The sequence below is a fragment of the Mycobacterium avium subsp. avium genome (assembly GCF_009741445.1).
GTDB lineage: Bacteria > Actinomycetota > Actinomycetes > Mycobacteriales > Mycobacteriaceae > Mycobacterium > Mycobacterium avium.
Genome location: NZ_CP046507.1, coordinates 4,750,737 through 4,777,235 on the forward strand (window position 1 = coordinate 4,750,737; position 26,499 = coordinate 4,777,235).

Below are 26,499 nucleotides of genomic sequence, written 5' to 3' on the forward strand. Positions count from 1 at the left end.
GTCGGCCACTCACCCGGCGATCGCGATCTTGATCCGGTCGGCGACCGGCCGGCAGGCCAGCTCGAAGGCGTCCTGCACCTCGTCGACGCCGAACGTGTGGGTCAGGTAGGCGCCCAGCAGCCAGGGATGCTCGGCGGCGAACTTGCCGGCCAGCTCCAGCATCCGCCGCCGGTCCAGTGTCACACCGGATTTCAGGGTGAGGTTGTTGCGCAGCATGGTCCGCATGCTGATCGGGTAGGTGTCGTCGTCAGCCACACCGAAGTAGAACACGGTGCCGCCGGGCGCGGCGGCGTCGATGGCGTGCGCCAGGGTGGCGACCTGGTGGCCGACGGCCTCGATGACGACGTCGGCGCGGTCGGCGGGGTCGAGCTGGCTGACCCAGCGGTCGCTGGTGGCGCGCACCGGGTCGTCGACGCCGAACGCCCTTGCCACGTCGCGGCGGTCGATGGGGTCCACTCCGGTGACCCGCCGCGCGCCGGCCGCCTTGGCGACGTAGGAGAACAGCAGGCCGATCGATCCCTGGCCGATGATCGCGACGTGCTTGCCGGCCAGCTCGAGCTGCTCGCAGGCGTAGAGCACGCAGGCCAGCGGCTGCAGCCCGACCGCCTGCGCCGGGCTGAGCGCCGGATCATAGGGCGCCAGCCCGTCGCCGTCGCTGACGACGCGTTCCATCAGGCCGTCGAATCCGGATGCCCAGCCGACGACGCGGTCTCCGGGACGGTGCGCCGGATGCCGGCTGGCGATCACCTCGCCGGCGACCTCGTGGATGGGAAAGCCGTCCTTCTCGGGGCCGCTGCGGCCGTCGTCGCCGGGCAGCCGGCCCCGGGCGCCGCGGAAGGCGGGCAGGTCGCTGCCGCACACGCCGGCGGCCGAAAACCGCAGCAGCACTTGCCCGTCGGCGAGGCACTCGGGGGTCTTGTCGTCGATCGCGGTCGGTTCGAACCGATACGGCGCGACGATCCGGTAGCACCACACCTCAGACCTCCACCGGGATCTTGTTCCAGCCCCATTGGAAGCTGGACGGCAACCGGGTGGCGGCGTCGGCCCGGATCGCGTAGTCGGGTACCCGGCGCAGCCATTCTTGCAGCAGCACAGCCACTTCCAGCCTGGCTAGGTGGTAGCCGATGCAGAAGTGCTGGCCGCGGCCGAAGGCCAGGGAGCGGCGGATGGGCCGGTCCCAGACGAAGTCGTCGGGGTCGGGGTATTCGCGTTCGTCGCGGTTGGCCGAGGCGAGCAGGGTGATCACCCGCTGGCCCGGGTTGAGGGTCTGCCCGTGAATGTCGAAGGGCTTGCGCACCGTTCGCGCGAACCACTGTGCGGGCGTGCAGTAGCGGATCATCTCCTCGCGGGCCACCGGAATGTTGTGCTGCGGGTCGGCGCGCACGGCGGCCAGCTGGTCGGGATGCCGGCTGAGCTCCCAGAGCCCCTGGGCGACGATCTTGGGCACCGTCTCGGTGCCGCCGATGAAGATGCACAGCATCTGGGTCGCCACCTCGAGGTCGTCGAGCGCGCTGCCGTCGGGCAGCTGGTAGCCGAGCAGGCCGTCCACCACCTCGAGCGGCGGCCCGGACGGGTCGGCGCGGCGGCGCTGCACCGCGGGCAGCAGGAACTCGAAGTAGTTGGGGCGCGCCTGCCCGGTGTCAACGCCGACGCCCGGCTCGGCCAGGCTGCCGGCATTGACCGCGGCGAGCACCTGCGGCGCGAGATCGGTTGGGATGCCCAGCAATTCGCAGACGATGGTGGCCACCACCACCCCGCCGTACTCCTGGGTCAGGTCGAAGGAGCCGCGCGCCAGCAGCTCGTCCAGGCGTTCGTTGGCCAGGGTCCGGATCCGGCCCTCGAGGTCGGTGACCGCCCGCGGCCGGAACGGGCGCGAATGGGTGCGACGGATCTCGCCGTAGAGGTCGGCGTCGAACATGGCGTGAAACGGCAGCGGGTGCAGCGGCGAGTCGTCGACCGGGCCGTCGTTGTGCTGGGCCAGCACCGATGCCGGCGGCAGCGTGCCCTCCGAGGCGACGAAGGTGCCGTTGTTGACCTCGAGCACCCTCCAGATGTCGTCGAACCGGGACAGCGCGAAGGTGTCCCACTGCGGCATGTAGTACACCGGGTGGTGGTCGCGCAGAATCCGGTAGTACGGCAACGGGTTTGCCATCACCTCGGCGTCGAAGGGATCGTAGGCGAAGTCCACCGGCGCTCCTTGGGCCGTCACTGCAGCGGCGAGGGGGGTAGGGCCTGCAGGATGGAATCCTCCCAGCCGTCGCGCAGGGCCGGGGCCACGCTCATCCAGGTGACGATCTCGGCGGGCGGGCTCTCCTTCCACGACGGGTAGTGGTTGGCGAAGCAGTCCCAGCCGCCGTCCAGCGCCCAGTAGTGGATGACCTCGTTGTAGCGGAAGGTGGTGGTGAACGAACCCAGCCAGCGCTTTCCGGTGCGCTCCGACCACGGCACGTAGAGTCGCTCCAGCTCCCGGATGTAGTCGTCCTGGCGGCCCGGCTTGGTCTGCATGATCTCCTGAATCACCAGGGGCGCAATGAAATTGGCCTCGCGCAGCTGGGCGAGCGTCTTGTTGCTGGGGCCCGGGTACATGATGCGCCCCTCCCCCGAGGCGCCGATGTCGGCCAGAAACGCCGACCATTTTCCGGCCGCGGCCTCGTGGCTGCCGCCGCGCGCCTGGGCGGCGCCGATCCTGGCGTAGTCGGCGAATCCGTCGACCTCCCAGATGATCGTCACCTGCGGCCAGTGACCGTTGTACGGGGTGGATTCCCAGATCGCGAACAGCCGGGCGCCGAGCTGGTCCATCATCGGCCGATACGTGTCGGTGAAGACCTCGGTGAAGCGGTCGCTTCGCCCGGATCCCAGCGAGATCGTCTCGTGCAGGTAGAGCAGCGTGTGTCGGTAGTACTTCTTCATGGGCTAGTCGAGCCGGACCAGCTCTGAGTCGGCGGCCGAGCACACGTCGCACAGCAACGATTCGGCGGGGGCGATGCCGCCGTCCGAAATCCCTTCTGCGGCAAGCGCATAGCCCTTGAACCTGCGCGCGGCTCCGCTGAGCAGGTGCTGGGCCCGGGTGGTCGCGCGGCTCACGCCCAGCGGCCAGCCGTCGCCCCACAGCGCGACCGCGGTGAGCCGGTTGTGCAGCGATTCGAGCACCGTGTCGCGCACCCGGGCGTCGGCGGTGAACGCGTCGGCGCTGACGGCCAGGCCGGCGGCGCCCTGGCCCAGCCCGGCGAGCCCGGAGTCGAGGTCGGCGGCGCGCACCCCCAGGATCCGCAGCGAGCGGGTGTTGCAGCCGTGCGGGAGCAGCACGGTCACCTCCCAGCCGGCCATCGCCCGGTCGTAGAGCCAGCCGCCGGCCGACTGCACGACGTCGACGGCGCTGGCGGCGACGACGTCGAGCCGATACCGCAGGCCCTCGTCGTTCGCGCGGGTGACCCGGGCGGCGCTGCTCTTGCTGATGTCGAACGTCGGAGCGACCATCGATCCATTCCTCACCACCGCCCGCAACGAATCCGTTGCCGGGCCTCGAGCGCTTGTCATGGGCTTTGCACGGGCTGGAGCCGCTTGCCGGTCCCGGCGATGCGACTCACCGCACAGCGTGACACTTCCGCGCAAATTTGTAAAGCTCCCGGCGGCCGGTCAGGAGCCCCGGCGCGCCTTGAGCTCGGCGAGGACCTCCGCGGTGTGCTGCCCGAGTTCCGGTGCCGCAGAACGCGGTGCCCACGGCGTGCCGTGGAAATCCGCCGGGGTGGCCACCATCGGCACCGCGGCTTGGTCGTCGGCGCCGTCGGGCACGTAAACGATCCCGCCCGCGGCGTGGAACTGCTCGTCGGCCACCACGTCTTCCAGCGAGTTGACCGGCGACCAGAAGAAGTCCGGTTCGTTGGCGAAGATCTGCGCCCACTCGTCGAGCGGGCGGGTCGCGAAGATCTCGTCCAGCGCCGCGATCAGCGCCACCGAGTTGGCGGCGCGGGCGCGGGCGTCGGCGAAGCGGGGATCGTCGCGCCACTCGGGGCGGCCCACCGCGCGGCACAACGCCGGCCAGTGCCGCTCGGGCTCGAGCCCGACGATCCAGAACCGCCGTCCGTCGGAGGCGGCGTAGTTGTTCATGCACGGGTTGCCCATCGACTCGCGTTGCCCGATCGCGATGGGCTGGCCGCTCATCAGGTAGGTGTTCAGGTCGAAGCTGACGGTGTAGGCGCCCTGCCGGTACAGCGAGGTGGTCACCAGTTGGCCGGCCCCGGTGCGCTCGCGCGCCAGCAGCGCCGCGCACACCGCCGCGGCCATCGTCATCCCGGCCGAATGGTCGCCCATGCCGCCGCGCTGGAACGGGGGCGTGTCGCCGGGCCGGGTGAGCAGATGGGCCACCCCGGCGCGGGACCAGAACGCGGCCACGTCGAAGGCGGCGCGGTCGGCGTCCGGCCCGCTCTCCCCGTACCCGGTGATCAGCCCGTACACCAGCCGGGGGTTGGCCGCCGACACCGACGCGAAGTCCAGCCCCAGCCGCTGCAGCGCCCCGGGCCGCACGTTGGTCAGGAAAACGTCTGCGCCGGAAAGCAATTCGAACGCCGCCCGGCGCTCCGGTTCGCTGCTCAGGTCCAGCACGACGCTGCGCTTGGACCGGTTGTCCATCTCGAACGGCGGGTTCAGCCCCAGGTCGCAGCCCAGCATGCGGCCGAACATGCGGGCCGGGTCGCCGGTCGGCGGCTCGATCTTGATCACGTCGGCGCCCCAGTCGGCCAGGATGCCGCCGGCGGCCGGCCCGGCCACCCAGACCCCGAGTTCGACGACTGTGACGCCTTCCACCGGTCCCGCCATGGGTGAGTTCCCGCCTTCTGCCGTTCGGGCGTCACGCCATCGTGGCGCCGCGTGTCGAGTGTCACGCTAGCGTGGGCCTCGGGTGGGGTTTGCGTGCGATGGGAGGACGACCCATGTCTTTGGTGGCCGGGCGGGGTCCGCTCAGCAGCGATCCGGCGGGGCGGTTCTCGCCGCCGATCCCCGCCGAGGTCGTCTACGTTGAACCGCATCCCCGGCGGGTGCAGGCGGTCAAGGACGGGCGTTCGGTGATCGACACCGAACGGGCGCTGATGGTGCACCGGCGGGGGCGGCCGCTGAGCTACGTCTTCCCGGCCGACGAGGTCGCCGGCCTGCCCGGGGAGCCGGAGCCGGAGGCGCCCGGTTTCGTCCACGTCCCCTGGGACGCCGTGGACACCTGGTGGGAGGAGGGACGCAAGCTCGTGCACTACCCGCCCAATCCGTATCACCGTGTGGACTGCCGGGGCACCCGCCGGCGGCTGCGGGTGCGCGTCGGCGGCACCACGCTGGTGGACACCGACCACACGACGATCGTTTTCGAGACCGCCCTGCCGCCCAGGCTGTACGTCGATCCCGCGCACGTGCGCACCGATCTGCTGCGCCGCTCGGAGACGACGAGTTACTGCAACTACAAGGGTTTCGCGACGTACTGGTCGCTGGTCGACGGCGACCGGGTGGTCGACGACGTCGGCTGGTGCTATCCGGATCCGCCGCCGGAAAGCCTGCCCATCAAGGGTTTTCTGAGTTTCGACGACACCCGCGTCGAGCTGCTGGCCGAGCTGCCGGTCAGCGCCCGTAGCTAGGCCGTCCGAGCCCCAGCTCGTGCTGGGCGATCATGTTGCGGAACACCTCCATGGTGCCGCCGTAGATGCCGGCGGGCACGGCGTGCCGGAAGATGAACTCGATGGCGCCGTCGTCGGGTGAACCCGGGGTGTCGGTGGGCAAGGCCGATGCGGTCCCCAGCAGGTCCATCAGTTCCTGGGATACCTCACGCATGGTTTGAATGAGCGCCACGCGTCCGTACATGCCGGGGGTCGACATGGCCGCCTCGATGCGGGCCATGCCGCGCCCGAGCCGGTATTTGACCGACTCGTCGTCGATGGGCCGGCGGCCGGCCGCATCGGGTCTGGCCAGGATGGCCGCGACCCCGTCGGCCGCCTCGGCCATCAGGTGGCCGTGCTCGGAGAGCATCGAAATGTTCTGCAGGCCATGGTCTTGGGGGTCGGTGATGCCGTGTTCGGCGTCGAGGGCGAACCGCATCACCGTCCAGCCGCCGTTGACCTCGCCGATGCGGTAGAGGTCGTCGACGCGCACGTCGCTGTAGTAGACGATGTTGGTGCGGTCGCCGTCGACGGTGCGGATGCCCTGGATCTCGATGCCCGCTGAGTCGAGCGGCACCAGGAACATGGTCAGGTTCTTGTGTTTCGGCCGCCGCGGATCGGTGTTGGTGAGCAGGAAGACGTACTCGGCGTTCTGCGCGTTCGAGGTGAACATCTTGGAGCCGTTGATGATCCAGCCCGACCCGTCCCGCACGGCCCGGGTTTTGCAGGTGGCGACGTCGGAGCCGCCCTCGGGTTCGGTGTAGCCCAGGCAGAGCCGGATCTTCCCGGACAACACGCCGGGCAGGATCGCGTCGGCGAGTTCGGGCGCCCCGAATTGCTTGACCAACCGCGCGACCACCGCCGTGGTGCCCCAGTGGAACCACGGCGTGTGCGCGCGGCCGATCTCGAGCTGAAAAATCCGCCGGCGCACCGGATCGAATCCGCCCTCGGACTCCAGCTTCCAATCCGATTCCAGGTAACCCGCTTCACCCAGCGCCACATGCACCGGCTCACTGAAGTTTTCGCCGGTTTCGCGATCACGCCGGCGCACCTCGTCGGTGACGTGCTCGGCCAGGAACGCGCGCGTGCTCTGCTGGAAGGCCGCGTCCTGCGCCGAAAGTTCTACCCGGGAGAAGTCCATGGTTGCGGCTAGGCGGCGTCGACGACCAGGGTGCGGAACCGGTCCAGGGTCTCCAGCGCGTGGGCCATGCTGTCGCCGGGCAGGTGCACGCTCACCCAGGTCACCCCCAGCTTGGCCAGCTTGTCCAGGCCGTCGAGATAGGCGTCGGCGTTGAATTCGTCGTCGACGGGGCTACCACCCTCGAAGTTGGTGAAGGTGATGTCGATCGTCGACCAATCACGTTGCGCCGCATCGCATCTGCGACGCAGGTCGGCGATGCCGTCGGCGAGTTTGGCCACCGAGTCGATGACGGCGGTGCCGGCCGTCCGGGCCAGCTGCGGCGGGGCGGGAAACGGGCACCAGCCGTCGCCGTAGTCGGCCACCCGCTGGCGCGCGGCGGCGGTGTTGCCGCCGATCCAGATCGGCGGATGCGGGCTGCTGACCGGCCGGGGATGCGCGGTGATGCCGCGGGCGCTGAAATGCCTTCCCTCGAACGAGATGTCGTCGCCGGTCCACACGGCGCGGATCACCTGCAGGGCCTCCTCGAACAGCTCGGCGCGCTCGTCGTAACTGACGCCCAGCGCCGCGAACTCGCGCTTGAGGTAGCCCACGCCGACGGCGAGGGTGAAGCGGCCGCCGGAGAGCAGGTCGAGGGTGGCGCCGGATTTGGCCACCACGAACGGGTTTCGATACGGCAGCACCACGATGTTGGGGATCAACCGCAGCGTGGACGTGGTGGCGGCGGCGAAACCCAGTGCCACGAAAGGATCCAACGCGTCATGCCCGCCGGCCTCGAGCCAGCGCTGCGACGGCGCGGGGTGGTCGGTGAAGCCGAAGCCGTGGATCCCGGCCGCCTCGGCCGCCGCGGCCACCTTGGCGATGCCGTCCCCGCTGACCAGCTCCCGGTTGTAGGGATGGCTGTGCATCGGGTGGGTGATGGTGAAGCGCATGGCCGTTAGAAGCGGGCCCGGGAATCGATCGCGGTGTCGCTGGTGCGCAGCGGGCGGATCAGCGCCTCCTGCGCGAAGGAGGCCAACAGCTCGCCCTGTTCGGTGTGCACGGTGCCGCGCACATACGACATTCCGGCGCCCACCTGGGTGCTCTCGTGGCTGTAGAGCAGCCAGCCGTCCCAGCGCACCGGCTCGTGGAAGGCGACCGAGATGCTCATCGGCGCGGTGGACACGGTCAGGTGCGCCTGGGCGGTGCCGATGCCCGGATGCGCGCGCATGGTGGTGGAGATGCCCAGGTGCCCGGTGAAGTAGGCCAGCAGCGCCTTGGCCAGGTCGTCACGGGTGGGGATGGGGTCGTAGTGCAGCCAGGCGTACAGCTCCGGCGGGCCGACCTCGTCGGGGCTGTTGACGTCGACGACGTCCACCAGGCGCAGCTCCCGGCCGACCATCGGCATCGGGGAGGGGTTGGCGTCGGCGGGCCCGGCGACGTCGGGCCGGGGCAGCTGGTGGCGGATGACGTCGCCGGTGGGCACGTCGGCCAGCACGGTGATGCTCAGGCAGCGCCGGCCGTTCTGGTGCACGGCGACGACGGCGGTGGCGGTGGACCGGCCTTCGGCCACGACGTCGAGGACCAGCTCGATGGGCGGTCCGACCGCGACTGCGCGGGAGAACACGGCGTGCGCCGAGCGCACCGACTTGTCACCGAACCGCTTGGCCACCGCGACGATCGCCTGCGCGAGCACCTGGGTGCCCTCGACCACCTGGCGTTCGTCGCCCCCGCCCCCGATATCACCGGCGGTGTCGGCGGTGAACCGGTCCTGCCCGTCGGGCCGCACCTCGAACAGATCCAGCAGGCCCTGCACCGTCCACTCGGTCGATTCCTGGGAAACCTTGCTCAACTCGGATTCCACCTCTCGTGTCGCCCAGCTTCGCGCTCAGCGTGACACTTTGCGTAAGATTTGTAAAGCTTGGCTAACAACACGGCGGGGCGGCATAGCGGCCGGGCGACGGAACGCACAGGGAGGCAATACAATTGGGCATCGTCACCACCAGCTCGGAGACCGCGTTCACCCAGTCCGCCGAAACGGTGTACGACTTCGTCACCAATCCGCAGAACTGGACCAAGACCTATCCCGGCAGCGCCCACATCGGCAAGCTGCCCGAGCTTCCGCTGCGGGTGGGCGACACCTGGGAGGAGACCGGCCCCGACGGCGACCGGATCTTCAGCTGGCAGCTGGCCGCCGCGGTGCGCCCGTCGCTGTTCGTGTTCACCTCGATCGGCCGGCTGGGCCACGACCGCGACGGCAACGGCGGCCTGCCGGGCCGCATCACGGTCTGCTACCGGTTCACCCGCCCCGGCCACGACATCACGCTGTTCTCCCGCACCATGACGATCGAGGCGGACAAGGACGCCCCGCTGCCCGATCAGCTGTTCGTGCAGGCCAACCCGGCCAGGATCGACGCCTACCACGAGGCCGTCGCGCGGGAGCTCGCCGCGCTCGATTGACACCGGCACCCGCGGTGCATGACACTTTGTCGATGTTTTGTAAAGCGGAAGGTTTGCCGAAGGCATGAGCGGATGATCCCCGAGCCACTGGTCAACGGGTTCTGCTTCGGCGAGGGCCCGCGCTGGTTCGAGGGTCTGCTGTGGTTCTCCGACATGCTCGGCGAAGCGGTGCACACCACCACCATGGGTGGCGCGCTGACCACCCTGCCGCTGCCCGGGCACTGTCCGTCCGGGCTGGGATTCCGCCCCGACGGCTCGTTGCTGATCGCCTCCACGCGCGACCGGCGGGTGTTGCGCTACGACGGCGAAACGGTGGTCACCGTCGCCGAACTCGCCGACATCGCGCCGGCCGACCTGGGCGACATGGTGGTCGACCGCGCGGGCCGCGCCTACATCGGCTGCCAGGCCTTCACCGGCGGCGCGATCATCCGGCTGGACCCCGACGACCGTGCGACCGTGGTGGCCGACGACCTGGACTTCCCCAACGGCATGGCGATCACCCCGGACGGGGCGACGCTGATCGTCGCCGAGTCCACCGGGCGGCGGCTGAGCGCGTTCGCCATCGACGACGACGGCGCACTGTCGGACCGGCGGGTCTTCGCCGACGGCCTGGACGGGCCGCCCGACGGCATCGCGCTGGACGCCGACGGCGGGGTGTGGGCGGCGATGACGCTGGCGCACCAGTTCGAGCGGATCGTGGCCGGCGGCGCCGTCACCGACCGCATCGACATCGGCGATCGCGTGGCCATCGCCTGCGCACTGGGCGGTCCGCAGCGCCGCACGCTGTTTTTGTTGTCGAGCACGGACGCCTATCCTCAGCGTCTGGTCGGCACCCGCCTGTCCCGGTTGGATGCCGTCACGGTGACCACGCCCGGCGCCGGCCTGCCCTGACTTTCCGGAGAGGTTGACGATGACCGACGCCTACTACGAGCTGATCGACTCCGACGCGTCGGGCGAGAGGTTCCGGGCCACCGATCTGGCGCGTGGCACCTGGTCGGCGACGATCCAGCACGGCGGTCCGGTGTCGGCACTGCTGACGCGGGCCCTGGAGCGCTGCGAGCAGCGCGATGACACCCGGCTGTCCCGGGTGGTGATCGACCTGCTGGGTGGGGTGCCGGTCGAGGGCGACCTGTGGGTGCGCGCAGAGGTGCAGCGCCCCGGCAAGCAGATCGAACTGCTCGGCGCCCAGATGCTGGCGCCGGGGCCCGACGGCGCCCCGCGGCCGGTGGCGCGCGCCAGCGGCTGGCGGTTGCAGCACCAGGACACCGGATCCCTGGCGCACGCGGCGGCGCCGCTGCCGCGTCCGCGGGCCGAGGCCTACGACCGCAACCTCAAGGCGCGCGACTGGGACCGCAACTACGTGCACAGCCTGCAGTGGCTGTGGTTGACCGAGCCGCTGAGCGAGGGCCCCGGGGAATCCTGGATCAGCCCGACCGTCGACCTGGTGAAGGGCGAATCGATGACCCGGCTACAGCGGCTGTTCGCGGTGGCCGACTGCGCCAACGGCATCGGCAGCAAGCTGGACATCACCAAGTGGACGTTCCTCAACACCGATCTGGCCGTGCACGTGTTCCGGGTCCCCGACGGCGACTGGATCGGCATCCGGGCCGAGACCAGCTACGGGCCGGACGGGATCGGCACGACGATCGGCACGTTGTTCGACGAGCAGGGCGCCGTGGGCGCCATCCAGCAGTCGGTTCTGGTGCGCCGGCGGCCCGGTCGGGCCTAACGTGGGAGCGAATGACCATGACACCGCGGCGACACTTCGTAAAGTTTGAATCATGAGCCACCCGGTCCGGGCGACGGCGATCGCCGACACCGACACCTCGACCCGCCAGCGCATTCTGGCGGCCACCGCCGAGGTGCTCGGTCGCAACGGCAAGACCAAGCTCAGCCTGTCCGACGTCGCCACCCAGGCCGGGGTGTCCCGCCCGACGCTGTACCGCTGGTTCGCCTCGAAAGAGGAGCTGCTGTCGGCGTTTTCGGCCTACGAGCGCCAGATCTTCGAAAGCGGCCTGGTCAAGGCCACCGCGGGTCTCAAGGGTGTGGACAAGCTGGACGCGGTGCTGCGGTTCATCGTCGACTATCAGCATTCCTACTCCGGCGTCCGCATGGTCGACGTCGAGCCCGAGCACACCATCGCCCAGTTCTCCGGGGTGATCCCGCAGATGCGCGAGGGCCTGCAGCGCCACCTGCCCGGACCCAACGCCGCGGTGAAGGCGGCCACGGTGATCCGGATCGCGATCTCGCACTACATCGTGCGCAGCGACGACGCCGATCAGTTCCTGGCCCAGCTGCGCCACGCCGTCGGCATCAAGGCGCCGACCGACTGACCGCCGGCCGGGATCAGTCGAACAGCACCGCGGCGTTGAGGTAGCCCGTCGGGTCGAGTGCGGCCTTGACGGTGCGCATCGCGGCGATGTCGGCGGGCTCCCGGGACATGCCGAGGTAGGGCCGCTTGCGGCTGCCGACGCCGTGTTCGGAGCTGACGTTGCCGCCGCTTGCCGCGATGAGGTCCATCATCGGCTCATACAGCGCGTGCTCCCGGTCGGCCGCACAGCGCAACACGTTCAGGTGCAGGTTGCCCTCGCCGATGTGGCCGAACAGCACCGGCAGCGCGTCGGGCGCGTGGGTGTGCACCAAATCGATTGCGGCTCTTTCGAATTCGCTGATCGACGACAGCGGCAGCGAGACGTCGAACTTCAGCGGCGGCCCGTACACGCCGAGCACCTCGGCCAGCGCCTCCCTGACCCGCCACAACCGTTGCCGCGCAACGGCATCCACGCCGACTGCCGGTTCGCCGCTGAGCGGCGCGTCGTCCAGCAGGCCAGCGAGCCGCTCGGTCTGGTCGTGGTCGGCGGCCAACTCCACCAGCAGCAGCCAGTCGGCGTCGACCGGGGCGGGCACGCCGCGATGCTCGCGGGTCAGCGCAGCCGCCCGGCCGTCGATCAATTCCAGCGCAGCGATGCCGTCCACGTCGCGGAACGTGCGCCCGGCGGCCACCACGGCATCGAGGTCGGCGAACCCGCAGATCGCCGTCACCGTGTGCGTCGGGGTGGGATGCAGTCGCAGGTCCAGCTCGGTGATCACGCCCAGCGTGCCCTCGGCGCCGACGAACAGCGCGGGCAGGTCGTAGCCGGTGTTGTCCCGGCGCACCCGGCTGCGCCGGCGCAGCAGCGCGCCGTCGGGCAGCGCGACCTGGATGCCGAGCACCTGCTCGCCCATGTTGCCGTACCGAACAGTGTGCAGCCCACCGGCATTCGTGGAGGCCATGCCGCCGACGGTCGCGCTGTCGCGGGCCGCGAGGTCCACGCCGAACACCAGGTTGGCGGCCGACGCGGCCTGCTGCACCGCGGCCAGCGTGGCCCCGGCGCCGACCTCGATGCGACGCTCGACGGTGTCGACGTCGGCGATGCGGTGCAGCCGTTCGGTGGACAGCAACACGTCGTCGTGCTCGGGCACCGTCCCGGCCACCAGCGACGTCCGCCCACCCTGCACCGTCACGTGGGCGCCGGCGTCCCGGCACACCCGCAGCACCTCGGCGAGTTGCTCGGCCGAGCCCGGCCGCACCAGCGCGCTGGCCCGCCCGCGATAGCGGCCGGTGTGGTCGACGCTGCGCGCCGCCAGCACGTCGGGGTCGGTGACGACGTGAGTGGATCCGACCGTATCCGCCAACGCGCGCAGCATGTTCGCGGTTATAGCACCGCGCTAGAACTGCTTGTGCGGCACGTCGGTGACCAGTCCGCCGTCCATCACGAATTCGCTGCCGGTCGCGTACGACGACTCGTCGCTGGCCAGGAACAAGACGAACGTCGACACCTCGCGGGACTCGGCCGGACGGCCGAGCGGGACGGTCACCATGTCGTCGGGCAGGTGTTTGGTCATCGGGGTGCGGATGAAGCCGGGGTGCACGGAGTTGACCCGGATGTTGTGCGGCGCCAGCTCCAGCGCCGCGGACTTCGCCAGGCCGCGCACGCCCCACTTGGATGCGACGTAGGGGTGCACCATGGGCGCACCGCGCAGCCCCTCGATGGAGGAGATGTTGATGATCGAGCCGCCGCCGGCCGCGATCATCGGCTCGACGGCCACCCGCATGCCCAGGAAGGTGCCGGTCAGGTTGACGTCAATCACCTTCTGCCACTTGGCCAGATCGAAACTCTTCAGCGGCCCGAGCGCGACGGTGCCGGCGTTGTTGACCAACACGTTGAGCTTGCCGAATTCGCCGACGGCGGTTTCCACGGCGGCGTCCCACTGGTCGGGCTGGGTGACGTCCAGGTGGACGTAGCGCACCGAGTCGCCGATCTCGTCGGCCACGGCCTTGCCCTCGTCGTCGAGGATGTCGCCGATCACCACCTTGGCGCCCTCGGCCGCCAGCAGCCGCGCGTGCTCGGCGCCCATGCCGCGGGCGCCCCCGCTGATTAGCGCAACCTTGCCGTCTACCCGTCCCACGCGGGTCTCCTTTCGATTCAGGTGGTCACCAAAGTGCTTGGTGCGTAAAGGCCTTTGCCGGTCACCAGCGGCAGATCGAGGGTGGTGCGGATGCCGGGTGGGGCCGCGATCACCGCCGGGATGGCGTTGACGATACGGCCCGCGGCTCCCGCGATCGCGGCGTGGTTGTGGTCTCCCTTGCGGCTGCTCGGGACGATGTCGACGGCGTACGACGGCTCCCCGGTGATCTCGACCCGGTAGGACCCGTCGCCCGCGGCCGGCTGCGGCAGGTCGGGGCGCAGATCCGGCCGCAGCCGGGTGACGTGCTCGATGACGATGGCGGGGTGGCCGTTGACCATGCCGCGAATCTCGAACTGCAGCACCGCCAGCGTGCCCTTGGCCACCCGGCCCACCGCGATGTCGAAGTCCTCCGGCGCCGGCTCGCGCTGGTAGGACTCGGTGATCTCGTCGACCTCGATGCCCAGTCCGGCGGCCAGCTGACGGATCGCGGTTCCCCAGGCGATGCTGAGGACTCCCGGCTGCAGCAGCATCGGGATCTCGTCGAGCGGACGGCCGAATCCCATGTAGCCCATGACTTCCGCGCCGTTGTAGCTGGCGTAGTCGTGAATCTCCATGCAGCGCACCTGCTCCACCCGCTGACAGGTTCCCGCCAGTGCCAGCGGGATCAGGTCATTGGCGAAGCCCGGGTCGACACCACTGATGAAGATGCTCGAATTGCCTTGCCTGGCAGCGTCTTCCACGCGGGCGATGTACTTCTCAGGCATCACACCCCAGGGGTATTGCAGCAGCCCGGGCGACGATCCGACGACGTTGATGCCGGCGGCCAGGATGCGCATGACGTCGGCCATCGCCTCGGGCAGCCGGGTGTCGCCCATCGCGCAGTACACCACGCATTCGGGCTTGGCGGCGATGACGGCGTCCAGGTCGCCGACGGCGGCGACGCCGGTGACCACCCCGGCATCGAGTCCGACGCCGCACAGCTCGCCGGCGTCCTTGCCGACCTTCTCCGGGGTGGACACGCACACCCCGGTCAGCTCGTAGCGCGGGTTGGTGATCAGTTCGGCGAGGGCCAGTCCGCCGACGTTTCCGGTGCCGACGTGCGCGACGCGGATCGCCATGACAGTCTCCGTCCGTTGAGCGCCCAAAACTTTTCTAGACACTAGTCCATTAAATGGGCAGCGCCTACCGGCCCGGAGCCGCCGGCGGTTCCGCGTCCGTCGGCTACGACGAGAGGGTCAGGGACCCAGCGGCGAGGTGGTGCGGATCTCCTCGTCGCGGATCAGGCCGCGCAGCAGCGCGGTGCTGAATTCGGCGGCGATCTCCTTGGCGCTGCGGCGTCCGCTCGGGCGCAACCACCGGTAGGCGCCGAGCGTCATGCCGATGTAGCCGAGCGCCAGGACGTGCGAGTCGCACTCGTAGAACTCCCCGCTGGCGATCCCGCGGTCGATGAGCCCGTGCACGTGCTCGTAGACCTGGGTCTCCTTTTCCCGGACCGCGGCGACCTGTTCCTTGGTGAACCACTCGGTGATGTAGGGCTGCTCCTGGAAGTAGACGGCCGCACCCTCGGGGTTGGCGGCGATCTGGTCGAGCAGCCGCACGGTGTACTGGTACAGCGCCTCGCGGGCGGTCATCGAGGGGTCGTCGTGGACCGCGGCCAGCGTCCGCTCGGCGGCCTGCTGGTAGATGTCGTAGAGGATCAGCGACTTGCTGGCGTAGTAGTGGTAGACGGTCGCCTTGTTCAGCCCGATCACGTCGGCGACGTCGTCCATCCGGGTGCCGTGATAGCCGCGCGCGGCGAACAGCTTGGTGGCGACGGCCAGCAGCTCTTCGCGGCGGGTTTGCCCATTCGGGGTGCTGCTGTCGGCGGGCATCTGTTCTCACTATCGTCGGTACGGGCAGGCCAGCCCCGGTTCGGCCAAGGATAACTATCAATCAACTGGTTGGACAGTTTAAGCAAAACGCCGGGTGTCCCGTCGACGGCTATGCGACTAGACTTTCCTCGAATGCGCTGAGTCGAGAGGTGGGGCCGATGGATCCGAGTCCGGATTACGACGGAAGCGACGAAATCGAGTTCTTCATGCGGTACCTCACCTGGGGGTTGCGCGGGGTCACCGACGGCAACGGCTACCCGCCGCCGGCCTACCCGCCCGTCTAGGCACCGCGTTAGAGCGCCAGTTAGAGCGCCTTCAGTTCCTCGGCGACCTCGGTCACCGACTTCTTCGCGTCGCCGAACAGCATCGTCGTCCCCTCGGCGTAGAACAGCGGGTTGTCGATGCCGGCGAAGCCGGAGTTCATCGACCGCTTGAGCACGATCACCGACTTGGCCTTGTCCACGTTGAGAATCGGCATGCCGTAGATCGGGCTGGACGCCTCGTTGCGGGCGGCCGGGTTGGTGACGTCGTTGGCGCCGATCACGATCGCGACGTCGGTGCGGGCGAACTCGTCGTTGATGTCGTCCATGTCCTTCATCGCGTCGTAGTCGACCTCGGCCTCGGCCAGCAGCACGTTCATGTGCCCGGGCATCCGGCCGGCCACCGGGTGGATGGCGTACTTCACCGGCACGCCCTTCTCCTCCAGCAGCGCGGCCATGTCCTTGACGGCGTGCTGGGCCTGCGCGACGGCCAGGCCGTAACCGGGCACCACGATCACCTGGTTGGCGTAGGCCATCTGGATCGCGGCGTCGGCCGCCGAGGTGGACTTGACGTGCTTGTCGCCGCCGTCACCGCCGCCCGGTGCCACGCCCCCACCGCCGAAGCCGCCGGCGACGATCGCCGGGATGGAGCGGTTCATCGCCTTGGCCATCAGGTTGGTCAGGATCGAACCCGAGGCGCCGACGATCATGCCGGCCACGATCATCGCGGTGTTGTTCAGCGCCAGCCCCGCGGCCGCGGCCGAGAGCCCGGTCATCGCGTTGAGCAGCGAGATGACCACCGGCATGTCAGCGCCGCCGATGGGCAGCACCACCATCAGGCCCAGCACGCCGGCGGCGGCCAGCAGCCCGATCATCCACCACAGCGACACCCCGCCGCTGCCGGGATGGGCGTGCAGACCGATCACCACCGCGGCGGCCACGGCGCCGGCCAGCAGCAGCAGGTTGATCGGCTGCTGGGCCTTGCCGAAGCCGATCGGGGCGCCGGAGATGATCTCCTGCAGCTTGCCGAACGCGATGATCGAGCCCCAGAACGAGATCGATCCGATGATCGCGGCGAACAACGACGCCACCACGATGTGCACCGTCGGTGACTCGCCGTGCTGGAACGCCGAAAAGCCGGATGTCTCAATGAATTCCGACAGGGCGATCAGCGCGACGGTGCCACCTCCGACGCCGTTGAAGAAGGCCACCAGCTGCGGCATGGCCGTCATCTTGGTGTAGCGGGCCGGCGGGACGCCGAGCACCACACCAACCACCAGGCCGGCGATGATCAGCACCCATTGGTCGGTGTGGCGAATCTTGATCAGCGTCGCGGCCACCGCGATGGCCATGCCCACCGCGGCGATCAGGTTGCCGCGCACCGCCGTCTTGGGCCCGGTCAGCCCCATCAGGCCGTAGATGAACAGCGCGAAGGAAACGATGTAGAGGCCGATCACCAAGTAGTTCATTTGGCCGCCTCGTCAGCCTTGGCGGGTTTCTTGCTCTTGAACATGCCCAGCATCCGGTCGGTGACGATGAACCCGCCGATGACGTTCAGGGTTCCGAACACCACCGCGACGAACAGGATGATCTGCATCGCCAGCGACGGATGCTCGACCGAGCCGAACACCACCAGCGCGCCGAGCACCACGATGCCGTGGATGGCGTTGGTGCCCGACATCAGCGGCGTGTGCAGCGTGTTGGGCACCTTGGAGATGACCGCGAACCCGACGAACCCGGACAGCACCAGGATCGCCAGGTTGGCCAACAGTTCGTCGTACATCTATGCACTCTCCCGTGTCACACACGCCGCCGCCACGACTTCGTCGTCGAAGTCGGGGGCCAGCTTGCCGTCTTTGATCAGCAGGTCCAGCAGCGCGGTGATGTTCTTGCTGTAGAGCTCGCTGGCGTGCTCGGGCATGGTCGCCGGCAGGTTCAGCGGGGCGGCGATGGTGACGTCGTGCTTGACCACCGTCTTGCCCGGCTCGGTCAGCTCGCAGTTGCCGCCGGTCTCGCCGGCCAGGTCCACCACCACGCTGCCCGGCTTCATCGACTCGACCGCCGCGGCGGTCACCAGTCGCGGCGCCGGGCGGCCGGGCACCAACGCCGTGGTGATCACCACGTCGAACCCGGCGATGGCCTCCTCCAGGGCCTTCTGCTGCTGGGCCCGCTCTTCCTCGGTGAGCTCGCGGGCGTATCCGCCCTCACCGGCCGCATCGATGCCCAGGTCGAGCCACTGCGCGCCCACCGAGCGCACCTGGTCCGCGACCTCGGGACGCACGTCGTAGCCCGACGTGCGCGCGCCCAGCCGCTTGGCCGTCGCCAGCGCCTGCAACCCGGCCACCCCGACGCCGAGCACCAGCACGCTGGCCGGTTTCACCGTGCCCGCCGCCGTCGTCAGCATCGGGAAGAACCGGGTCGACTCCGAGGCGGCCAGCAGCACCGCCTTGTAGCCGGCCACGTTGCCCTGCGACGACAGCGCGTCCATCGCCTGGGCCCGCGAGATCCGCGGAATGGCCTCCAGCGCGAAGGCCTGCACGCCCGCCTGCTTCAAAGCGCCGATCGAGTTGTCGGCGTTGCGCGGCGCCAGGAAGCCGATCAGCGTCTGACCGCTGTGCAGCTTGGCGACCTCGTCGGCGGTCGGCGGCGCGACCTTGACCACGATGTCGGCGGCCCACGCGTCCCCGATGCCGGCGCCGGCCTCGGTGTAGAGCGCGTCGGGCAGCAGGGCCCGCTCGCCCGCGCCGGACTCGACCACCACCGCCAGGCCGCTGCCCACCAGCGACGCCACCGCCTTGGGCACCAGCGCGACCCGCCGCTCGTCGGCCCCGGATTCGGCGACCACCCCTACCTTGACCGCGTTGGCCTGCGCATTTGTCATGGCGCGTACATCTACTTTCCTTGCTGATTTCCTTGCCTACCGGCAACTCATCGGCGACCCTGTTGGCGTGAACACCCTAACCCGGTCGCCGCGCCGCGCCGCAGGCCGCACCCGGCCCGCGCCGTCGCCGCCGCGCCGGCGCTACCAGAGCGGAATCTCCCGGCCGTGTTCGGATGCCGGGCGCGGCCCGAAGTAGCGGCGCTGCGACTCGTCGATCGGCACGTCGTTGATGCTGGCCTCGCGGCGGGCCATCAGCCCCGATTCGGTGAACTCCCACAGCTCGTTGCCGTAGCTGCGGTACCACTGGCCGGACCGGTCGCGGCACTCGTACTGGAACCGCACCGCGATGCGGTTGTCGTGGAAGTCCCACAGGCTCTTGCGCAGCGAGTAGTCGAGTTCGCGCTGCCACTTGCGGGTCAAAAAGGCGACGATCTGATCGCGGCCCACGATGTACTCGTCGCGGTTGCGCCACCGCGAATCGGGCGTGTACGCGAGGCTGACGTGCTCGGGATCGCGGGTGTTCCAGGCGTCCTCGGCGGCCTGCACCTTCTGCAGGGCCGTGTCCCGGGTGAACGGCGGGAAGGGGGGTCGGGATTCGGTCATGCCGCATCTCTACCGCGAGCAGACACAAAAGCCCATTCCCAGCGGCGTGTCGGGGGCTTTTGCGTCTGCTCGCGTTGGGCGGCGACCCGTGTCCTATGGTGACGGGCATGGACTTCGCGATGTCGGCCAAAGCCAGCGACTACCACAAGCGGCTGACCGATTTCATGACCGAGCACGTCTTCGCGGCCGAGGCCGAATACGACAAGTACCGGCACGAGGCCGGCCCGCACGACCACACCGTCCCGCCGGTGGTGGAACAGCTCAAGGTCAAGGCCAAGCAGCAGGGGCTGTGGAACCTGTTCCTGCCCGCCGAGTCGGGTCTGACCAACCTGGAATACGCGCCGCTGGCCGAGATCACCGGCTGGAGCCTGGAGATCGCGCCCGAGGCGCTCAACTGCGCGGCGCCCGACACCGGCAACATGGAGACGCTGCACCTGTTCGCCACCGAGGAGCAGCGCAAGCAGTGGCTGGAGCCGTTGCTGGCCGGCGAGATCCGCAGCGCCTTCTCCATGACCGAGCCCGCCGTCGCGTCCAGCGACGCCCGCAACATCGAGACCTCCATCGTGCGCGACGGCGCCGACTACGTGATCAACGGCCGCAAGTGGTGGACGTCGGGCGCGGCGGACCCGCGCTGCAAGATCCTGATCGTGATGGGCCGCACCAACCCCGACGCGGCCAGCCACCAACAACAGTCGATGGTGCTGGTGCCGATGGACACCCCGGGGGTGACGGTGGTGCGCTCCACCCCGGTGTTCGGCTGGCAGGACCAGCACGGCCACTGCGAGATCGTCTACGACAACGTGCGGGTGCCGGTCACCAACCTGCTCGGCGAGGAGGGCTCGGGCTTCGCGATCGCCCAGGCCCGGCTCGGACCGGGCCGCATCCACCACTGCATGCGCGCCCTCGGCGGGGCCGAGCGGGCGCTGGCGCTGATGGTCGACCGGGCTCAAAAGCGGGTGGCGTTCGGCCGCCCGCTGGCCGAGCAGGGCGTGGTCCGGGAGTCGATTGCCAAGTCCCGCAACGAAATCGACCAGGCGCGGCTGCTCTGCGAGAAGGCGGCGTGGACCATCGACCAGCACGGCAACAAGGCCGCGCATCTGCTGGTCTCCCAGATCAAGGCGGTGGCCCCGAAGGTGGCCTGTGACGTCATCGACCGGGCCATCCAGGTGCACGGCGCCGCCGGGGTCAGCGACGACACGGTGCTGGCCCGCCTGTACGGCTGGCATCGCGCCATGCGGATCTTCGACGGCCCGGACGAGGTGCACATGCGGACCATCGCCCGCGCCGAACTGGGCCGGGAAAAGTCTGCGCTCGCCGCGGCGGTCACAGCGCATGCCTGAGGCGCTGCGAGAACTGTCCGGCGCGTGGAACTTTCGTGACGTCGCCGACGGTGCGCCCATGCTGCGGCCGGGTCGGCTGTTCCGGTCCGGCGAGCTGAGCGGGCTCGACGACGAGGGCCGCGCGACGCTGCGCCGGCTGGGCATCACCGACGTCGCCGACCTGCGCGCGGCCCGCGAGGTGGCCCGGCGCGGCCCGGGCCGGGTTCCCGACGGGGTCGAGGTGCACCTGCTGCCCTTTCCCGATCTCGGCGAGCACGAGGCCGGCACCGACGACCAGGCGCCGCACGAGCACGCCTTCCAGCGGCTGCTCACCGGCGACGGGGCCGAGCAGTCGGCGGAGTCCGTCGACGAGGCCGCCACCCGCTACATGATCGACGAATACCGGCAATTCCCAACGCGTAACGGGGCGCAGCGAGCGCTGCACCGGGTCATCTCGCTGCTGGCCGCCGGGCGTGCGGTGCTCACCCACTGCTTCGCCGGCAAGGACCGCACCGGATTCGTGGTGGCGACGGTGCTCGAAGCGGTCGGCGTCGACCGCGACGTCATCGTCGCCGACTTTCTGCGCAGCAACGACGCCGCGCCCGCGCTGCGCGCGCAGATCTCGGCGATGATCGCGCAGCGCCAGGACACCGAGCTGACCCCGGAGGTGGTGACCTGGACCGAGGCGCGGCTGTCCGACGGTGTGCTGGGGGTGCGCGAGGAGTACCTGGCCGCCGCCCGGCAAACCATCGACGAGAAGTTCGGGTCGCTGCAGGCCTACCTGCGCGACGCCGGGGTCGGCGAGGCAGACGTGCAACGCCTGCGCGCGGCGCTGCTCGCCTGACCCGCCGACCGCGCGCTGCCTAACCCAGCTTGAAGTCGGCCTGCTTGGCCGCGGACAGATCGGTGATCTCGTCCCACCGCGCGGCGACGTCCTGCACCGTCGGCGGCTTGTCGTAGGTGACGCCGGCGTTCTCGAACAGCGCGACGCGCTGCACCTTGCCGCCACCGACCACGAAAACCGAAGCGCTGTTGGGGTTTTCCTCAGTGCACAGGTAGGCGACCACCGGCGCGACGTACTCGGGGGTCAGCTTGGCCAGCACTTCCTTGGGCAGGATGTCCTCGGTCATCCGGGTCGCTGCGATCGGGGCGATCGCGTTGGCGTGGATGTTGTACTTGGCCCCCTCCAGCGCCAGGCTGTTGATCAGGCCGACCAGGCCGAGTTTGGCTGCCCCGTAATTGGTTTGGCCGAAGTTGCCGAACAGGCCGCTGGTGGAGGTGGCGACGACGACCCGGCCGTAGCTCTGCTCGCGGAAGTGCGGCCAGGCGGCGCGGATCACGTTGTACCCGCCGTACAGGTGCACCTTGAGCACGGCGTCCCAGTTCTCGAACGACATCTTGTGGAAGGTGCCGTCGCGCAGGATCCCGGCGTTGCTCACCACGCCGTGCACGGCGCCGAACTCATCGAGCGCGGTTTTGATGATGTTCTCCGCGCCCGCGGGCTCGGCCACGCTGTCGTAGTTGGCCACCGCGCGGCCGCCGGCGTCCTTGATCTCCTTGACCACCTGGTCGGCCATGTTGTGGCCGGCGCCGGTGCCGTCGCGGGCCCCGCCGAGGTCGTTGACGACCACGCTGGCACCCTCGCGGGCCAGCGTCAGGGCGTACTCACGGCCCAGCCCGCCACCGGCTCCGGTGACGACGATGACGCGATCCTGCACTCCGGGCATAAGATTCCTCTCTGCTGTGAAAAGCTCTGTCTGACAACCGATTCGGTGAAGCCAGCGGTCAGAACATCTTGCGGGCCATCTTGAAGGCCCGCTCCGTGTACGGAGGGTAGATGAAGCTCGACAGGTCGGGACGGGTGGGTTTGGTCAACACCGACTTGCGGTGGCTGAACTCCTCGAAGCCGTAGCGACCGTGGTAGGCGCCCATTCCCGACGCGCCGACCCCGCCGAACGGCAGCTTGGCCGTCGACACCTGGAAGGCGAGGTGGTTGATCAGCATGCCGCCGGCCGGCACCTCCTTGATCACCCGCTCGCGGGTCTCGCGCGTCTTGGTGAACAGGTACGCCGACAGCGGCTTGGGCCGTGAGTTCACGAAACGTATTGCCTCGTCCAGGTTTTGGACGGTGATCACCGGCAGCACCGGCCCGAAGATCTCGTTGCGCATCAGCGGCCCGTCGGGGTCCGGGTCGACCACCACGGCGGGCTGGATGCGCAGGGTGGACGGGTCGCACGCCCCGCCGACGGTGACCTTGCCGTCCGACCCGGACAGGTAGCTGCTGATCCGGTCGAACTGGCGCTGGTTGACCACCCGCATGCCCTCGGGCTTGTCGGCGGTGAACTTGGTGATGGCGGCACCGATCTTGTCCACCAGTTCGTCGCGAATCTTGGCGTCCGCCAACACGTAATCGGGTACCACACAGGTCTGCCCGGCGTTGAGCAGTTTCATCCAGGCGATCCGCTTGGCCGCCACCTCCACGTCGGCGTCGGCCGCGACGATGACCGGGCTCTTGCCGCCCAGCTCCAGGGTGCACGGCGTCAGGTGCGGGGCCGCGCCCTCGTAGACCTTGCGCCCGATTTCGGTGCCGCCGGTGAACATCACCCGGTCCAGGCCCTGGGCGATGAGCTCCTGGCTGGTCGCCCCGTCGCCCTCGATCACCGCGATGGCGTCGTTGTCAAGGTATTTCGGCACCAGCTCGGCCATCACCCGCGAGGACGCGGCCGCGATCTCCGACGGCTTGAGGATGACGGCGTTGCCGGCGGCGATCGCCCCGACGGCCGGGCCGAGGGTGAGGTAGAAGGGGTAGTTCCAGGCGCCGATGATCAGCACGGTGCCGTAGGGTTCGTACTCCACCCAGCCGCGGCCGGGCAGCTGCGGCAGCTCCAGCAGCTGATAGCGGCGCCGGGTCCACTTGCGCACCCGTTTGGCCGCATACTTGGCCTCACCGGCGGTGGTGGCGATGTCGGCGATGTAGGCCTCGAACGGGCCGCGGTCCAGGTCTTCGGCCAGCGCGGCGGCGATCGCGGCCTCGTTCTCCTCCATCAGCTTCTGCAGTTGCAGCAGCTGGCGCTTGCGCCATTCGACGTCGCGGGTGCGTCCGGTGGCGAAGGTCTGACGAAGCCGGGCAACCGTGCCGGCGATGTCGGCCGATGCGGTCCCGTTGGCCGAAGTTGTGGTCTTCGATGCAACCGATTCGGTGGTCATCATTGTCCTTCCCGAGCAGAGTCGCGCTGCGCGGCGGCCGCTCATCGGTGATAACCGCGATCCTAACCATCTGGTTGGGAGAGCAATAGGAAGGATCCGGCCCGCGGCCGGGCCCCGCGGTTACTTGACGCAGGGGACGCTGGTGGCCGTCATCTGGCTGAGGTCGGTCGGCGCGGGGGCGTGATCGCCGGTGCCGGTGGCGGATACCGTGCTCACCTGTCCCGACCCCGAGGCGCCGGGATGGGCGAGGTAGTCGGCGGCCGGGAACGCGGCGCCGACGGTCAGCCGCACGGTGCCGGGCGCGACCGCGCTCTGCGCGGTGGCCGGCAGGTGCAGTTGGTCGGCCAGCAGCCGCGCGGCCGCCTCGGCGCCGGGGCCGTATTCGATGCTGCTGTCCTCGGCCTGGGTGGGGGCGGTCGTGGCGCTGCCCCGGGTGAAGCCGCGGCCGGCCAGCGCCTCCTCGACGGCGGCGGCCAGCCCGTCGTGTGTGGTGGCGTTGACGACGTCGAGGACCGCGGGCTCGGCGGGGGCGGCCGGTGGCTGGGAGCCCGGGACCGCGGCGTCCAGCGCGGCCGGCGCGTCGGACATGAAGCGTTCGTTGACGATGCGCCGGATCGCGGGAAGGTCGACCAGGTTGATGTCGGAGCCGTTGGGGTCCTTGCCGAAGCCCGAGATCGGCAGGGTGTACAGCGACAGCGGCCGCCCGGCCAGTTGCGAGGCCCGCGCGGCGAACTGCATCAGGTCCAGCCCGGCGTCGACGGCGACGTTGTCCCGGGCGACCTGCAGCAGCTTGCGCAACCCGCTGACACTGGACAGCGCGCCGCCGCTGCGCGCCGCCTCGACCAGCGACACCAGGAACGCCTGCTGGCGGCGGGTCCGGTCGAAATCGGTGAAGGAGCCGTCGTTTTCGTCGCGCCGCTGCCGCACGAAGGCCATCGCCTCGGCCGCGTCGATGCGCTGCACGCCCTGGTGGAAGTCCGCCCCCGAATAGCTGTCCCGGGTGTCGCCGGCCAGGCACACCGTGATCGGCTCGACCGCCTTGGCGATCTGGAAGAAGGCGCCCAGGGTGACCTCGACGAAGTGGTCGACCGAGATGCCCAGAAAGTCGGTGACGGCGCCGATCTCGGCCTTGCGGCCGGCCTCGCGGGCGGTCTGCTCGCGAGCGGCCAGGTCGGTGGCCCCGGCGCCGGAATTCCCGGCGGCCTGCGCATTCAGCGACTGCTGATAGGCCAGCCCGTAGGCCTGTTTGATCTTGCCGGCACACACCGATCCCGGGCAGCCCGGCAACTCGGCGTAGTCGTCGCGCGGGATCGACACCGCGGTGACGGGCCCGTCACCGTCCGAAAGATGAACGACGATAAGGACATTGGCGTTGTAGCCGCCGGAGCTTTCGTCGCCGGCGTGCAGCGCGTCGTAGATTTCCGGCGGCAGCGGTCGGCCGTTCTGGTCCAACCGGCTGTCCAGGCCCATCAGCAGGATGTTCTGGTTGTCGCCGAGCGACATCGCCCCGTTGGGCAGGGCATGCGAGATGATGATCCGGCCCAGCGCGGTGTGATAGCCGGTCCAGCCGACACCGGTGACGGCCATGACGAACGCCGACGCGACGCTGGCGACGAGCCGGCCCTTCAACAGCACCCAGCGGCGCGGGTGACCGGTTCCAGCGCTGCCCATAATGGCTGACCATTGTTCCCGATGACCAGGTCAAATCCCGGTAACCGGGGCCGCGCGCCAGCCGGGAATGCCCCTTAGCGGCGCTCGGCGACGACGAAGTCGGAGAAGGCGTCCTTGTCGTCGGCCAGCGGGACGTTCTCGATCCAGCGACCGAGCCGGCGCATCGCGGCGGTCGAGTGCTCGGCCGTGGCGCGCCAGCCGTGCGCGTTGAGCCACTCGGTGACGTCGGCGCGGTGGTCGTCGCGGTACATCAGCTCGCCGACGTCGACGGTCTGCTCGAAGCCGATCTCGTCGGCCACCTTCTTGAACCGTTCCCGCATCTGCTGGCGCCGCTCGTCGGCGTGGTTGGGCGCGGTTTCGGCGGCCACCCGGCTGCCGGCCGGGCTGAGCTCGCCGATCAGGGTGAACAGCCGGTCCTGCGCCTCGGCGGGCAGGTACACCAGCAGCCCTTCGGCCAGCCAGGCGGTGCGCTGGGTGGGGTCGAAGCCGGCGGCGCGCAGCGCGGCCGGCCAGTCCTGGCGCAGATCGACGGCGACCTCGCGGCGATCGGCGGACGGCGTCACCCCGTTCTCGGCGAGGGTGGTGGATTTGTAGGCCAGCACCTGCGGCTGATCGATCTCGTAGACGGTGGTGCCGGCCGGCCAGTCCAGCCGGTACGCCCGGGAGTCCAGTCCCGAGGCCAGGATCACGATCTGCCGGATCCCGGCGGCGACGGCGTCGGCGAAGTAGGTGTCGAAGAAGTGGGTCCGCACCGCCTGGTAGCCGCGCATGTGGTGCAGGTGCGCCGCCGATTCCTCGTCCAGGGCCTCCACCCGGGCGGCGATGTCGGGGTCGAGCATGGCCTCCCACAGCACGCCGGCGCCGGAGTTGGTGACCAGCAGCTTGGCGTACGGGTCGCGGATCAGCGGGTCGGGCTGCTCGGTCTCGACGGCGCGGGCGGCGGCCACCATCACCGCGGTGGTGCCGACACTGCTCTTGATGTCCCAGGTGTCGTCGTGGGTGCGCAGTGAGCTCATGGCGTTTGCTCC

At 69.7% G+C, this 26,499-nt stretch carries 28 protein-coding genes; 8 read left to right on the forward strand and 20 right to left on the reverse strand.

Annotated elements, in window-relative coordinates; translation table 11 throughout:
* Positions 1-9 precede the first annotated feature (9 nt).
* The 5 genes from MAA44156_RS22220 to MAA44156_RS22240 form a co-directional block, all read right to left on the reverse strand.
* Positions 10-975, reverse strand: coding sequence for a zinc-binding dehydrogenase (locus tag MAA44156_RS22220; RefSeq protein ID WP_009979754.1), 966 nt, complete (start codon positions 973-975; stop codon positions 10-12).
* Position 976: 1 nt separating this feature from the next.
* Positions 977-2,188 carry a cytochrome P450 gene (locus MAA44156_RS22225; protein WP_009979755.1) on the reverse strand — a complete coding sequence of 404 codons (1,212 nt, stop codon included), beginning with the start codon at positions 2,186-2,188 and terminating at the stop codon, positions 977-979.
* A gap of 17 nt (positions 2,189-2,205) precedes the next feature.
* A complete protein-coding gene (locus MAA44156_RS22230) occupies positions 2,206-2,910 on the reverse strand; it encodes a hypothetical protein (RefSeq protein WP_009979756.1) in 705 nt (234 codons plus the stop codon).
* Between the two features lie 3 nt (positions 2,911-2,913).
* A complete protein-coding gene (locus MAA44156_RS22235; RefSeq protein WP_009979757.1) occupies positions 2,914-3,477 on the reverse strand; it encodes a hypothetical protein in 564 nt (187 codons plus the stop codon).
* Between the two features lie 159 nt (positions 3,478-3,636).
* Complete coding sequence (locus MAA44156_RS22240; RefSeq protein ID WP_009979758.1) at positions 3,637-4,815, reverse strand: CoA transferase; 1,179 nt, start codon at positions 4,813-4,815, stop codon at positions 3,637-3,639.
* A 113-nt stretch (positions 4,816-4,928) separates the two neighbouring features.
* Between MAA44156_RS22240 and MAA44156_RS22245 the strand changes: the two genes are divergently transcribed.
* Positions 4,929-5,615: a DUF427 domain-containing protein gene (locus MAA44156_RS22245; RefSeq protein WP_009979760.1), complete on the forward strand. Its 687-nt coding sequence runs from the start codon at positions 4,929-4,931 to the stop codon at positions 5,613-5,615.
* On the opposite strand, the gene MAA44156_RS22250 is transcribed toward MAA44156_RS22245, so the two are convergent.
* Genes MAA44156_RS22250 through MAA44156_RS22260 form a run of 3 tightly spaced genes read right to left on the reverse strand, consistent with a single transcriptional unit; the run spans position 5,599 to position 8,614 of the window.
* Positions 5,599-6,774, reverse strand: a complete 1,176-nt coding sequence (locus tag MAA44156_RS22250) for an acyl-CoA dehydrogenase family protein (protein ID WP_009979761.1) — start codon at positions 6,772-6,774, stop codon at positions 5,599-5,601. The two genes, MAA44156_RS22245 and MAA44156_RS22250, sit on opposite strands and share 17 nt — an antisense overlap.
* Before the next feature lie 8 nt (positions 6,775-6,782).
* The gene (locus MAA44156_RS22255; protein ID WP_009979762.1) at positions 6,783-7,703 is read right to left on the reverse strand and encodes an LLM class F420-dependent oxidoreductase; all 921 of its coding nucleotides are present in this window, start codon (positions 7,701-7,703) and stop codon (positions 6,783-6,785) included.
* Between the two features lie 5 nt (positions 7,704-7,708).
* Positions 7,709-8,614, reverse strand: a complete 906-nt coding sequence (locus MAA44156_RS22260) for an acyl-CoA thioesterase (protein ID WP_009979763.1) — start codon at positions 8,612-8,614, stop codon at positions 7,709-7,711.
* 122 nt (positions 8,615-8,736) lie between these two features.
* Between MAA44156_RS22260 and MAA44156_RS22265 the strand changes: the two genes are divergently transcribed.
* From MAA44156_RS22265 to MAA44156_RS22280, 4 genes are all read left to right on the forward strand, one after another.
* Positions 8,737-9,210: an SRPBCC family protein gene (locus MAA44156_RS22265; protein ID WP_009979764.1), complete on the forward strand. Its 474-nt coding sequence runs from the start codon at positions 8,737-8,739 to the stop codon at positions 9,208-9,210.
* A gap of 72 nt (positions 9,211-9,282) precedes the next feature.
* Positions 9,283-10,101, forward strand: a complete 819-nt coding sequence (locus MAA44156_RS22270) for an SMP-30/gluconolactonase/LRE family protein (RefSeq protein WP_009979765.1) — start codon at positions 9,283-9,285, stop codon at positions 10,099-10,101.
* 19 nt (positions 10,102-10,120) lie between these two features.
* Positions 10,121-10,939, forward strand: a complete 819-nt coding sequence (locus MAA44156_RS22275) for a thioesterase family protein (RefSeq protein WP_009979766.1) — start codon at positions 10,121-10,123, stop codon at positions 10,937-10,939.
* A gap of 52 nt (positions 10,940-10,991) precedes the next feature.
* Positions 10,992-11,543 (forward strand): TetR/AcrR family transcriptional regulator, encoded by a 552-nt coding sequence (locus MAA44156_RS22280; RefSeq protein WP_009979768.1) that lies wholly within the window; start codon positions 10,992-10,994, stop codon positions 11,541-11,543.
* 13 nt (positions 11,544-11,556) lie between these two features.
* Here MAA44156_RS22280 and MAA44156_RS22285 read toward each other — a convergent pair whose 3' ends face one another.
* The 4 genes from MAA44156_RS22285 to MAA44156_RS22300 form a co-directional block, all read right to left on the reverse strand.
* The gene (locus tag MAA44156_RS22285; RefSeq protein WP_009979769.1) at positions 11,557-12,897 is read right to left on the reverse strand and encodes an FAD-binding oxidoreductase; all 1,341 of its coding nucleotides are present in this window, start codon (positions 12,895-12,897) and stop codon (positions 11,557-11,559) included.
* Positions 12,898-12,918: 21 nt separating this feature from the next.
* Positions 12,919-13,659 (reverse strand): glucose 1-dehydrogenase, encoded by a 741-nt coding sequence (locus MAA44156_RS22290; RefSeq protein ID WP_003874189.1) that lies wholly within the window; start codon positions 13,657-13,659, stop codon positions 12,919-12,921.
* 17 nt (positions 13,660-13,676) lie between these two features.
* On the reverse strand, positions 13,677-14,777 hold the full coding sequence (locus MAA44156_RS22295; RefSeq protein WP_009979770.1) for an NAD(P)H-dependent amine dehydrogenase family protein: 1,101 nt from the start codon (positions 14,775-14,777) through the stop codon (positions 13,677-13,679).
* A gap of 117 nt (positions 14,778-14,894) precedes the next feature.
* A complete protein-coding gene (locus tag MAA44156_RS22300) occupies positions 14,895-15,530 on the reverse strand; it encodes a TetR/AcrR family transcriptional regulator (RefSeq protein WP_003874193.1) in 636 nt (211 codons plus the stop codon).
* A 158-nt stretch (positions 15,531-15,688) separates the two neighbouring features.
* On the opposite strand from MAA44156_RS22300, the gene MAA44156_RS22305 reads away from it, so the two are divergent.
* Positions 15,689-15,814 (forward strand): hypothetical protein, encoded by a 126-nt coding sequence (locus MAA44156_RS22305; protein ID WP_003874194.1) that lies wholly within the window; start codon positions 15,689-15,691, stop codon positions 15,812-15,814.
* Positions 15,815-15,834: 20 nt separating this feature from the next.
* Here the strand turns inward: MAA44156_RS22305 and MAA44156_RS22310 are convergent, their stop codons facing one another.
* The 4 genes from MAA44156_RS22310 to MAA44156_RS22325 form a co-directional block, all read right to left on the reverse strand.
* A complete protein-coding gene (locus MAA44156_RS22310; RefSeq protein WP_009979772.1) occupies positions 15,835-17,259 on the reverse strand; it encodes an NAD(P)(+) transhydrogenase (Re/Si-specific) subunit beta in 1,425 nt (474 codons plus the stop codon).
* Positions 17,256-17,573, reverse strand: a complete 318-nt coding sequence (locus MAA44156_RS22315) for an NAD(P) transhydrogenase subunit alpha part 2 (protein WP_003874196.1) — start codon at positions 17,571-17,573, stop codon at positions 17,256-17,258. The genes MAA44156_RS22310 and MAA44156_RS22315 overlap by 4 nt, the downstream gene beginning before the upstream one ends.
* On the reverse strand, positions 17,574-18,671 hold the full coding sequence (locus MAA44156_RS22320; protein ID WP_009979773.1) for a Re/Si-specific NAD(P)(+) transhydrogenase subunit alpha: 1,098 nt from the start codon (positions 18,669-18,671) through the stop codon (positions 17,574-17,576).
* Between the two features lie 141 nt (positions 18,672-18,812).
* Positions 18,813-19,274, reverse strand: coding sequence for a nuclear transport factor 2 family protein (locus MAA44156_RS22325; protein WP_009979774.1), 462 nt, complete (start codon positions 19,272-19,274; stop codon positions 18,813-18,815).
* A 119-nt stretch (positions 19,275-19,393) separates the two neighbouring features.
* On the opposite strand from MAA44156_RS22325, the gene MAA44156_RS22330 reads away from it, so the two are divergent.
* Together MAA44156_RS22330 and MAA44156_RS22335 are read left to right on the forward strand one after the other, a co-directional pair.
* Complete coding sequence (locus MAA44156_RS22330; protein WP_009979775.1) at positions 19,394-20,614, forward strand: acyl-CoA dehydrogenase family protein; 1,221 nt, start codon at positions 19,394-19,396, stop codon at positions 20,612-20,614.
* Entirely contained in the window at positions 20,607-21,437 is an 831-nt protein-coding gene (locus MAA44156_RS22335) for a tyrosine-protein phosphatase (protein WP_009979776.1), read from the forward strand. Before MAA44156_RS22330 ends, MAA44156_RS22335 begins: the two co-directional genes overlap by 8 nt.
* Positions 21,438-21,456: 19 nt before the next feature.
* On the opposite strand, the gene MAA44156_RS22340 is transcribed toward MAA44156_RS22335, so the two are convergent.
* The 4 genes from MAA44156_RS22340 to MAA44156_RS22355 form a co-directional block, all read right to left on the reverse strand.
* Positions 21,457-22,320 carry an SDR family oxidoreductase gene (locus MAA44156_RS22340; RefSeq protein ID WP_009979780.1) on the reverse strand — a complete coding sequence of 288 codons (864 nt, stop codon included), beginning with the start codon at positions 22,318-22,320 and terminating at the stop codon, positions 21,457-21,459.
* Positions 22,321-22,378: 58 nt separating this feature from the next.
* On the reverse strand, positions 22,379-23,803 hold the full coding sequence (locus MAA44156_RS22345; protein WP_033716641.1) for an aldehyde dehydrogenase family protein: 1,425 nt from the start codon (positions 23,801-23,803) through the stop codon (positions 22,379-22,381).
* 117 nt (positions 23,804-23,920) lie between these two features.
* Positions 23,921-25,471: an LCP family protein gene (locus MAA44156_RS22350; RefSeq protein ID WP_009979784.1), complete on the reverse strand. Its 1,551-nt coding sequence runs from the start codon at positions 25,469-25,471 to the stop codon at positions 23,921-23,923.
* A gap of 74 nt (positions 25,472-25,545) precedes the next feature.
* Positions 25,546-26,487 carry a class I SAM-dependent methyltransferase gene (locus tag MAA44156_RS22355; RefSeq protein WP_009979785.1) on the reverse strand — a complete coding sequence of 314 codons (942 nt, stop codon included), beginning with the start codon at positions 26,485-26,487 and terminating at the stop codon, positions 25,546-25,548.
* Positions 26,488-26,499: the final 12 nt, after the last annotated feature.